This is a genomic window from Actinosynnema sp. NPDC059797 (assembly GCF_042732085.1).
GTDB lineage: Bacteria > Actinomycetota > Actinomycetes > Mycobacteriales > Pseudonocardiaceae > Actinosynnema.
Genome location: NZ_JBHWIE010000263.1, coordinates 1 through 9,791, shown reverse-complemented (window position 1 = coordinate 9,791; position 9,791 = coordinate 1). Strand labels below are relative to the sequence as shown.

At 75.7% G+C, this 9,791-nt stretch carries 9 protein-coding genes; 3 read left to right on the top strand and 6 right to left on the bottom strand.

The window, feature by feature from the left end:
* Window positions 1-16: 16 nt before the first annotated feature.
* Window positions 17-1,282 (bottom strand): YncE family protein, encoded by a 1,266-nt coding sequence (locus ACFV4N_RS33550; RefSeq protein ID WP_499676675.1) that lies wholly within the window; start codon window positions 1,280-1,282, stop codon window positions 17-19.
* Between the two features lie 193 nt (window positions 1,283-1,475).
* Here ACFV4N_RS33550 and ACFV4N_RS33545 point away from each other — a divergent pair, with 193 nt between their 5' ends.
* A complete protein-coding gene (locus ACFV4N_RS33545; RefSeq protein WP_499676674.1) occupies window positions 1,476-2,738 on the top strand; it encodes an RsbRD N-terminal domain-containing protein in 1,263 nt (420 codons plus the stop codon).
* On the opposite strand, the gene ACFV4N_RS33540 is transcribed toward ACFV4N_RS33545, so the two are convergent.
* A complete protein-coding gene (locus tag ACFV4N_RS33540) occupies window positions 2,698-3,066 on the bottom strand; it encodes a hypothetical protein (RefSeq protein WP_499676673.1) in 369 nt (122 codons plus the stop codon). The genes ACFV4N_RS33545 and ACFV4N_RS33540 overlap by 41 nt on opposite strands.
* 227 nt (window positions 3,067-3,293) lie before the next feature.
* On the opposite strand from ACFV4N_RS33540, the gene ACFV4N_RS33535 reads away from it, so the two are divergent.
* A complete protein-coding gene (locus ACFV4N_RS33535; protein WP_499676672.1) occupies window positions 3,294-4,718 on the top strand; it encodes a cytochrome P450 in 1,425 nt (474 codons plus the stop codon).
* A gap of 4 nt (window positions 4,719-4,722) precedes the next feature.
* Here the strand turns inward: ACFV4N_RS33535 and ACFV4N_RS33530 are convergent, their stop codons facing one another.
* Complete coding sequence (locus ACFV4N_RS33530) at window positions 4,723-5,463, bottom strand: ArsR/SmtB family transcription factor (RefSeq protein ID WP_499676671.1); 741 nt, start codon at window positions 5,461-5,463, stop codon at window positions 4,723-4,725.
* 48 nt (window positions 5,464-5,511) lie between these two features.
* Here ACFV4N_RS33530 and ACFV4N_RS33525 point away from each other — a divergent pair, with 48 nt between their 5' ends.
* Window positions 5,512-6,696, top strand: coding sequence for an MFS transporter (locus tag ACFV4N_RS33525; RefSeq protein ID WP_499676670.1), 1,185 nt, complete (start codon window positions 5,512-5,514; stop codon window positions 6,694-6,696).
* Window positions 6,697-6,702: 6 nt separating this feature from the next.
* On the opposite strand, the gene ACFV4N_RS33520 is transcribed toward ACFV4N_RS33525, so the two are convergent.
* From ACFV4N_RS33520 to ACFV4N_RS33510, 3 genes are all read right to left on the bottom strand, one after another.
* A complete protein-coding gene (locus ACFV4N_RS33520) occupies window positions 6,703-8,124 on the bottom strand; it encodes a methionine--tRNA ligase (RefSeq protein WP_499676669.1) in 1,422 nt (473 codons plus the stop codon).
* Between the two features lie 244 nt (window positions 8,125-8,368).
* A complete protein-coding gene (locus ACFV4N_RS33515) occupies window positions 8,369-9,370 on the bottom strand; it encodes a zinc-binding dehydrogenase (protein ID WP_499676668.1) in 1,002 nt (333 codons plus the stop codon).
* Between the two features lie 202 nt (window positions 9,371-9,572).
* Window positions 9,573-9,791 (bottom strand): hypothetical protein (locus tag ACFV4N_RS33510; RefSeq protein ID WP_499676667.1); only part of this gene is annotated, 219 nt, incomplete at its 5' end.

Sequence of the window (9,791 nt, the reverse complement as noted above, 5' to 3'; positions counted from 1 at the left end):
GCGGGGGACCACCCCGTCAGCCGTTCGCGGGCCCCGTCCACCCCTGCGGCACGTGCCCGACCCGCACCCGCTGCGGGTGGTCGCCCACCGGCACCGAGACCAGCTTGCGCCCGGTGGCGAAGTCGATCGCGGTGACCTGGTCGGCGCCGCTCTCGGAGATCACGCAGGCCCGGCCGTCGCCGCTGACCGTGGCCCAGTACGGCTTGGCCGCCGGCACCAGCGGTCCCTCGCGCAGCGACGCGCGGTCCACGACGGTGGCGTAGTCGTCCATGGTCCCGGCGACGCACAGCTTGTCGCCGGCCGGGCTCATGGACATGCCGTGGTGGCGCGAGTCGTTGACGAAGGTGGTGCGGTCGTCGCTCGTGGCCGGGTTCTTGGGCAGCTCCTTGACGCGGGTGATCCGGTCGGCCGCCACGTCGTACTCCAGGAACCCGTTGAAGAACGAGACCTGGAAGTACAGCGTCGACTCGTCCGGGGTGAACGCCACCGGGCGCACCGAGTCCGACAGGTCCGACCGGCCGAACGCGTCCAACCGCTGCCGCATGTCGACCACCCGCTCCTGCCGGAAGCCGGCGGTGTCGACGACGGTGATCCGCCGGTCCCCCTTGGTGAAGTCCAGGGCCGGGTCGTCGAGGTCGGTGTTGACCTCGCCGATGGACATGTTCCACAGGCGCCGGCCGCCGTCGGTGAAGACGTTCTCGTGCGGCTTGTCGCCGGTGGCGAACTTCCCGACCTCGCGGCCGGTGACGATGTCCAGGACGTGCACGGTGTTGGACGTCGAGGCCGACACCGCGACCCGCAGGCCGTCGGGGGAGACGGCCATGTGGTCGGACCGGAACCCCGACACCGGGAAGCGCCACCTGATCCGGCCGGTGGCCAGGTCGATCGACACCACGTCGGCGAAGCTGGGCCGCGACGCCACCACGGCCGAGCCGTCCGGCGTGGTGTACATGTCGTCGACGAACTGGTCGTGCCCCTCGCCGGGGCCGTGGCGGATGCCCAGGAAGAAGATCAGCTTGATCGGGTTGAGGTAGATCTCCCGCAACCGCTCCTCCCGGTCGGGGATGATGTTCACCCGCCCGATCCGGCCGAAGTCCCCGGTGGAGGCGATGACGTCCGCGGTGCCGTCCCAGTTGTTGCCCACGAACATCACCTCCCGCAGTTGCGCGGCGCCCGCCGGGGCGGCCGGCCCGGCGGCGACCAGCCCGGCGGCCACCAACCCCGCGGTGATCAGCCCGGACAGCCGCGCGCGTCGGCCGCGGTGCAACGATGTCTTGGTCATGCGGACTCCCAACCGAAACGGCTCTGTTCGCGGCGGAAAGGCTCGAACCGGCGGTCGCCCGGCGGGCGACCGTGTTGCTACTCTGCGGTAGCCACAGCGAACCAGTGGGTGGCGCACCCGTGGTAGGGGCGGCCGGCCAACAACCCGGCGAGCCTGTTGTGGCCCTGCCACAGCGCCGTGGTCGGGAGGAGCCGTGCCCGCAGCGAACCGGAGCGCGCTGCTCCGCGAGGTGCTCAAGGCGATGTCCGAGGACGGCCGCGTCCTCGACGAACTGGTCCTGGCGGCCCGGACCCACTCACCTGAGGTCGCACGCCTGCCCGAGGCCGAGAACCGCCGCCACGTCCAGGTGCTGCTGGCCGCCGGCCTGGACTCCCTGGCCCGCCCGGGGCACCCCGACGACCGGGACTTCGCCACCGCCGAGGCGCTGGGCGCGGACCGCGCCGCCCAGGGCGTGCCCATCACCGCCCTGCTGTGCGGCGTCCAGGCCGGCCGCACCCGCGCGGTGCGCATCGCCATCGACCGCAGCCGCGCCGCCGGCGTGCCCGACGACGTGATCCTGGAGGCGGTCCTCGACCTGGACCGCTACACCGGCGCGCTGGAGCGCCACATCGTCAACGGCTACCACACCGCCGAGCTCCAGCTCTCCCGCACGACCCGCGACGTGCGCACGCAACTGCTGCGCGGGCTGCTGCTGCCCGGCGACCGGGAACCGCCGCCCGCCGACGACCTCCGCCAGGCCGGGCTGCGGCCGGACGGCCGCTACCACTGCGTGGTCTCCGACGTCACCGACCCCTCGCGGGCCCGGGCCCTCGAACAGCGGCTGCTCGGCCTCGGCGGCGCCTACGGCCTGGTCGAGGGCAGGCTCACCGGTGTGGCGGCCCGGCTGCCGACCGCCGACGACCTCGCGCCCGACGTGCTGCTGGTCGTCGCGCCCGACGCGGCCCTCGGGGAGCTGCGCGACATCCACGCCCTGTGCGCCGCCGCGCTGCCGATCGCCGCCGGGCAGGGCCTGCGCGGCGTGCACCACCTGACCGAGCTGGCCGGTGAGACCGCGCTGGCCGCGCAACCCCTGCTCGCCGACCTGCTCGTGGACGGCGCGCTCGGCCGGCTCGACCCCGCCGACGACTTCCACCGCGAACTGGCCTGCACCGCGCTGGCCTACCTGGACCACGGCCGCCGCCTCGGCCACACGGCCGCCGCCCTGCACCTGCACCCCAACACCGTCCGGTACCGCCTCGACCGCCTGGCCGAGTTCACCGCCCTGCCGCTGGACGAACCGGCCGCCGACACCCGCTCGACCGTGCTCGACACCCTGCGCGCCTGGTGGGCGCTGCGCACCTGGCTGGGCCGCCGCCCCGTCGACCGCCGCCCCGCCGACTTCCGCCCCGCGCTCCGCCGGGCGGCCCCACCCGCCCTCAGACCCCGAGCGGCGAGTCCGCCGGCCGCGCCTCGGTGAGCGCGCGGAACAACCAGCCGTCCTCTCTGGGCAGCACGCTGTTCCACACCTCCACGACCCGGTGGTCGACCACGCCGCGATAGGTGTAGGTCTTCGGCGTCGACGGGTTGGTGCGCAACAGGACCAGGTTCAGCGCGGCGGCCCAGAGCACCAGCCGTTCCAGCGCCTCCACCGTCGAGCACGACGGCGGCACCGCACCCCTCAGCACGCCGCGGTGGTCGATCTCCCACAGCAGTCCCCGGTCGTGCAGCGCGCGGTCGAGCCCGGCGCCGTAGCGGTTCATCGCTTCCGCGACGGCTGTGTTGACCGTGCAGGTCATGGTGGACATGCGGTTCCGGCTCCCGTGCGATCGAGGACGACGACGCCGGCATCATTCCAATCGGGACACTTCCTCGATCAGGCGATCACCGAGCCCCACCGGTCAACACGCCCGCCGGCACGGGTCGGCCCACCCGTCCGCCGGCGGGTTTCACCGGTTCGAGGCATGGTTCGGTGCCCACCCGCGGTCCACACTGGAGCGAGGCCGTCCACCGACCCGGAGGAGCCCGTTCCACCGTGAGCACCGACGAGCGCGTCCGGACCGCCGGGCCGGCGCTCCGGCGCCGGGTCCGGCGCGTGCGGGAGGCCGTGGCGCTCCCCGGTCCCTTCCCCGTCGCGCCCGAGGGCAGCGGGCTGGCCACCGTGCCGGGTGACGCGGGCCTCCCACTGGTCGGGCACACCTTCACCGCGACGCGCGACCCCGTGGGGTGGGGCAGGGACCGGCTGGCCGAGCACGGCCCGGTGAGCTGGTCGTGCGGCTTCGGCAGGCGCATCGTGTCGGTGGTGGGGCCGGAGGCCGCCGAGGCCGTGCTGGTCAACCGGGAGCGGGTGTTCGCCGCGCGGCCCGGGTGGGAGCACTTCCTGGGTCCGTTCTTCCGCGGCGGCCTGCTGACGCTGGACGGCGACGAGCACGTGCGGCAGCGCCGCGTGGTGCAGCAGGCGTTCACGGCCGACCGCCTGCGCGGCTACCTGGACCGGATGAACCGGGTGATCGCGGCGGGTCTCGACGGGTGGCGGCCGGCGGACCCCTTCCCGGTGGTGCCCGCGGTCAAGCGGCTGACCCTGGGGCTGGCCGCCGACGTCTTCCTCGGCGCCGGGCTGGGCCGCGAGGCGGAGGTGGTCCGGGCGGCGTTCGCGGACATGACCAGGGCCGTGACGGCCGTCGTGCGGGTCGGCCTCCCCGGCACGCGGTGGGCGCGCGGCCTGGCCGGTCGGCGCGCCCTGGAGGGGTTCTGCGCGCAGCGCCTGCCCGCCAAGCGCGCGGGCGCCGACCCCGACCTGTTCGGGATGCTGTGCCACGCCCGCGCCGACGGCGGCCTCAGGTTCGACGACACCGAGGTGGTCGACCACGTCATCGGCCTGCTGCTGGCCGCGCACGACACGACCACCTCGGCGCTCGGCTCGATGATCTACCGGCTGGCCCGGCACCCGGAGTGGCAGGACCGGGCGCGGGCGGAGTCGCGGGCGCTGGGCGGGGAGGTCGTAGAGTGGGACGACCTGGGCCGGCTGACCGCGCTCGACCTCGTGGAGAAGGAGTCGCTGCGGCTGGTCACCCCGATCCCGGTCTACCCGCGGCAGACCGCGCGGGACACCGCGCTGCTGGGCCACCACCTGCCCGCCGGCACCCTGGTGACGGTCACGCCCCAGGTGAACCACCACCTGCCGGAGCTGTGGCCGGACCCGGAGCGGTTCGACCCCGAGCGGTTCGCCGTGCACCGCCGCGAGGACCGGGTGCACCGCTACGCGTGGACGCCCTTCGGCGGCGGGGTGCACAAGTGCGCGGGCGCCCAGTTCGCCGACGTGCACGTCAAGGCGTTGCTGCACCAGGTGCTGCTGCGCTTCCGGTTCACCGTCGCGCCCGACTACGAGACCCGCTTCGACTTCTCCGCGCTGCCGGTGCCCCGGGACGGCCTGCCCGTGCGGCTGGAGCGGATCGGGTGAGGTCTTAGAACCCGGGCAGCAGCCGGGTCAGCTCGGCGGGTGCCGGGACGGTCAGCACGCGGCTGTCCGGCACCCTGGCCACCAGGCCGCGCGCCAGGAACGCGTCCAGCACGGCCTTGCCCAGCACGCCGCCCAGGTGTGGCAGGCGGTGGGTGCGGTCCAGGCAGGCGGTGGCGAGCTTGCGGCGGCCCGGGGCGAGCGCGGCCAGGTCCACGCCCAGTTCGGCGAAGGCGTCCCGGTCGGGCCCGAGCGCGACCTCGTCGCCGAGGCCGTCCGGCGGGCGCAGCGCGCCGCGCTCGACCAGGGTCGCGAACGCGGTGACGCCGAGCCGCCCCGCCGCGTGGTCGTAGCAGGTGTGCGCGAGGTCGGCGGGTGACGGCTCCCGGTCGGGCGGCCCGACCGCGTCCACGCCCCGCGCGTAGTGGGCCAGCGCCGCCAGCACCTCGCCCAGGCCGGGCGCGGCCCGGTAGACCGAGTGCCGCCCGGCGCGCTCCGCGGTGACGAGGTCCTTCTCCCGCAGCCGGGCCAGGTGGTTGCCCAGCCGGGACGCGGACACGCCGATGGCGTCGGCCAGTTGGCTGGAGGTGTGCGGTCCCTCGGCGGCCAGCAGTTGCAACGCGGTCAGGCGCACGGGGTCGGCCAGCTCGGCGGCCAGCGCGGTGACCGCGGCGACCACCCGGTTCTCCGGATCGACCCAACCCGCCACGAGCACCACGCTATCACCCTTCAGGTGGACGTGAACCATGACTGGTCCTACAGTCACCATTCACGAACCCTTGAAAGGTGGTGGACGGTGGGTGAGGTCGAGACCTGGTTGCGCCGGCTGATGTGGGCGCGCGGCGTCTCCGCGGCGGGCGACGGCCTGTGGTTCACGATCTGGGCGCTGTACTTCACCCGCGTCGGCGGCCTGCCGCCGGTCGTGGTCGGCGTCGCGATGGCCGTCGCGGGCGCGGTGGGCCTGGTCGCGGCGGTGCCCCTGGGCGCGCTGGCCGACCGGTTCGACGCCCGCCACGTGCTGGCCGCCACGACGACCCTGCGCGGCCTCGCCATGGCCTGCTACCCGTTCGCCGAGGGCGCCTGGGCCTTCGTGCTGGTCACGGTGGTCTTCGTGGCCCCGGCCAACGGGGGCAACGCCGCCCGGACCGCGCTGCTCACCGGCCTGGTCGCCGACGGCGGCGAGCGCGTCGCCGTGCTGGCCCGGCAACGCGTCGCCCAGCACGTCGGGTACGCGGCGGGCGCGGGCGTCGGCGCGCTCGTGCTCGGCCTGGACGACCCCGCCGCCTACGCCGCGGCGATCACCGCGAACGCGGCGAGCTTCGCCGTGCTCACGGTGATCGCCCTGCGCGCACCCGCGCCGCGGCGGCCGACCGGCCGGTCCGCCTCGCCGCTGCGCGACCGCCCCTACCTCGCCGTGGCGGGTACGACCGCCGTGCTGTCGCTGTGCTGGGCGATGCTGTCCACCGGCGTCCCGCTGTGGACCTCGCGATCGTTGCCGCTGTCGCTGAGCGGGGTGCTGGTCGTGATCAGCTCCGCCGGCGTCGCGCTGCTCCAGGTGCCCGCGACCCGCCTGGCCACCACCACGTCCCGCGCGGCGCGCACGGCCGCCGCGTCCGGTGCGGCGCTGGCGGCGGCGTGCGTGCTGCTGGCGCTGTCCGGCGACGTCGGGCGGCACGCCGGGGTGGCCCTCGTCGTGGTCGCCGGGCTGCTGCACCTGGCCGGCGAGCTGGGGTACGTGGCGGCGAGCTGGCGGCTGTCGCTGTCGCTGATGCGCGAGGAGTCCCGCGGCGCCTACCAGGGCGTGACCGAGGCCGCCACGGCGACCGCCCAGATGGTCGGCCCGGCGTTCTTCACCGCGGGCCTCACCGCGTTCGACGCGGGCGGCTGGCTCCTGGCCGCCGCCGTGTTCCTGGCCGCCGGGTCGGCCGTCCCCGCGCTGACCCGGCGGGCCGAGCGGAGCCGCGAGCCGGCCCCCGCCTGACGGGGATCACGGTGCCAGGCGCGGGAACACGGGCGCGGGCGGCGACGTGGTGCCGCCCGCGCCGAGCTGCGCGCGCAGCCGGGCGCTCCCGTGCGGCAGGAACGGGCCCAGCTCGACGGCCAGCGCGCGGCACGTCCGCACCGCCGTGCCCAGCACCTCGTCCCGGTCCGCGCCGGCCAACGCCCACGGCCGGGCGTGCTCGACGTACCGGTTCGCCGCCGCGACCACCTCGAACAGGGCGGCCGTCGCCGCGCGGAAGTCGAACCGGGCCAGCGCCGCGTCCACCTCGGCGGGCAGCGCGACCACCTCCGGGAGCGGCGCGGCCGGGCTGATCCGGCCGCCCCGGGACCGGTGGGCCAGGGCGAGCACCCGGTTGACCAGGTTGCCCAGGCCGTTGGCCAGCTCGGCGTCGGCCCTGGCGAGCAGCCGCGCCTCGGTGAAGTCCGTGTCGCCGAGCGGGGCGACCTCGCGCAGCAGCCACCAGCGCACGGCGTCGGCGCCGTACCGGTCCACCAGGTCGAGCGGCCGGACCGCGTCGCCCGCGCTCTTGGCGATCTTCGCACCGCCCGCGGTCAGGTAGTCGTGGACGAAGACGGTGTCCGGCAACCGCTCGCCGGCCGAGAGCAGCAGCGCGGGCCAGTGCACCGCGTGGAAGCGCAGGATGCCCTTGCCGATCACGTGCACCCGCTCGGTCGCGCCCGCCCACAGCGCCGGGTTCGCGGTGAGGTAGTTGGCCAGGGCGTCCCACCACACGTAGACCACCTGGTCCGGGTCGCCGGGCACCGGGATGCCCCAGCCGCCCGACCGCGCCGCGGGCCGCGACACGCTGATGTCGGACAGCCCGGCGCGCACGAACGCCAGCACCTCGTTGCGCCGCGCGGCGGGCTCGACCCGGAGCCCGCCCGACTCCAGCAGGTCCAGCAGGCGGTCGGTGTACCGGGAGAGCCGGAAGAACCAGTTCCTCTCGCGCACCGGCTCCGGCGGCACGCCGTGCTCGGGGCAGCGACCGCCGCTCAGCTCGTCCTCGCGGTAGAACTGCTCGCAGCCCGCGCAGTACAGGCCCTCGTACTCGCGGAGGTAGAAGTCGTCGCGCGCGGCGCTCGCCAGCCACAGCCGCCGCACCCCGTCGAGGTGCCTGCGGTCGGCGCTGGTGCGGATGAAGTCGTCGACGGACAGGCCGAGCGGCGCGTGCAGGGCGGCGAACCTGGCGGCGTTGGCGTCCACGAACTCCCGCACGGTGACGCCGGCGGCCCTGGCCGCGGTCACGTTCTTCACCGCGTTGTCGTCGGTGCCGGTGAGGAGGTGGGCCCGGCCGCCGCGCAGGCGCCGGTGCCTGGCCAGCACGTCGGCCTGGACGAGTTCGAGCGCGTGCCCGAGGTGCGGCTCGGCGTTGACGTAGGGGATGGCGGTGGTGATGTAGGTGGTCATGCGTCCTCCCGCCCGACCGGCGGCGGAGGACGGACCCCGGCGACGGCCGGGGCTCGGTTCGAATTCGGTGTCAGCGCACGCCGACGTCGGGCCCCGGGGCGGGGCCCGACATCAGGCGGGAACAGGTGCGCACGACCCCATGGTGGCAGGGGCGCGGGCGGTGATCACCCGGTTTTCGCGGGCGGTCGTGCCGGGGGCGCGGTCAGGGCCGCAGGATCAGCGGTCAGGGCCTCGGGACCAGCGGTCAGGGGCGCAGGACCAGGCGGATCGGGTTGCCCTCCTTGCGGTTCAGGCGGTCGACGGCCTCGTGCGCCTGGTCGAGCGGCAGGACGTCGGTGATGGAGCGGCCGAAGTCGACCCGCCGGTGGGCCACCAGGTTCACCAGCTCGGTGAGGTGCTCCGGCTCGGAGCCGTAGTGGCCGCGCACCTGCTGCCGGAAGTAGCTGAAGGCGGTGCCGTCGGTGATGGTCAGCGGCTTGTTCGTCAGGCCGACCAGCACCAGCCGCCCCTCGGCGCCCAGGCAGCCGACGGCCTGCTCGCGCACCGCCGCCACCCCGGCGAAGTCGAAGGCCACCGCCAAGCCCCGCCCGCCGGTCGCCTCGCGCACCCGCTGCGGCAGCCCGTCGTCGGCCGCGTCGAGGGCCAGGTCCGCGCCGAACGCCAGGGCGCGCTCCCGCGCGGCGGGCAGCGGGTCGACGGCGATCACCGGCGCGGCCCCGACCAGGCGCAGCAGCTGCACGGCGTGCGCGCCCAGCCCGCCCGCGCCCCACACGCCCACCGCCTCGGCCGGGCGCACCGCGGCGGTGGCGGTGATCGCCGCCCACGGCGTGCTCACCGCGTCGGGCAGGATCGCCGCCTGCTCGAACGGCAGGGCGTCCGGGATGGGCACGACCGTGTCCGCCGCGGCCAGCGCGTGCTCGGCCCACCCGCCGTCGTAGTCGACCCCGCGGGTGTAGACCACGCCCGCCCGCTCCTCCCCGGCCTGGAGCAGCACCCGCTGGCCCTCGGCCACCCCGGTCACGCCAGGGCCGAGCGCGTCGACGGTGCCGGCGACCTCGTGCCCGAGGGTCACCACGTCGCCGGCCAGGAACAGCGGCGAGAGGGTGCCGTCGATCAGGTGCGCGTCGGACAGGCACACGCCGGCGGCGGCGACCGCGATGCGGACCTGCCCGGGGCCGGGCTCCGGCGCGGGCACCTCGTCGAGCGAGAGCGAGCGGGTCTTCACGTTCAACCGGGCGGCCAGCATGCGAACTCCTCGGCCGGGAACACGACCCCTCCGTCCTACGTCCGGTGGCAGGTGGCCGCAACAGCAGGAGGGGTGATCCGGTGTCGGGATGACCGGTCCGAGTGGACGTGGGCGGCCTCGCGGCCTGACCGGCGCGGCCTGACCGGCGCGGCCCGGTCGGCGTGGCCTGACCGGCGTGGTCGTCACACCACCGCCGTGGCCGTCACCTCACCGCCGCGGCCTCGGCGACGGGCGCCCCGGCCAGGTGTTCGCGCAGGGCGTCCGCGAACGCGGCGGCGGGCACCCACCCGTCCGCCTCGCGCGCCCCCTCGGGCAGCTCGACCACCAGCAGCGGTTCCGCGCCGATCTCGACGCGGTCCCCGGCCGGGTAGGCGCGCAGCCCCGGCACGCCCGGCCACACCGGCACGTCCGCCTCCACCCC

Bases quoted from the DNA above. Each gene is read 5' to 3' on its own strand.
- ACFV4N_RS33550 (WP_499676675.1), bottom strand. From the start codon at position 1,282: ATGACCAAGACATCGTTGCACCGCGGCCGACGCGCGCGGCTGTCCGGG.
- ACFV4N_RS33540 (WP_499676673.1), bottom strand. From the start codon at position 3,066: ATGTCCACCATGACCTGCACGGTCAACACAGCCGTCGCGGAAGCGATG.
- ACFV4N_RS33530 (WP_499676671.1), bottom strand. From the start codon at position 5,463: ATGGTTCACGTCCACCTGAAGGGTGATAGCGTGGTGCTCGTGGCGGGT.
- ACFV4N_RS33520 (WP_499676669.1), bottom strand. From the start codon at position 8,124: ATGACCACCTACATCACCACCGCCATCCCCTACGTCAACGCCGAGCCG.
- ACFV4N_RS33515 (WP_499676668.1), bottom strand. From the start codon at position 9,370: ATGCTGGCCGCCCGGTTGAACGTGAAGACCCGCTCGCTCTCGCTCGAC.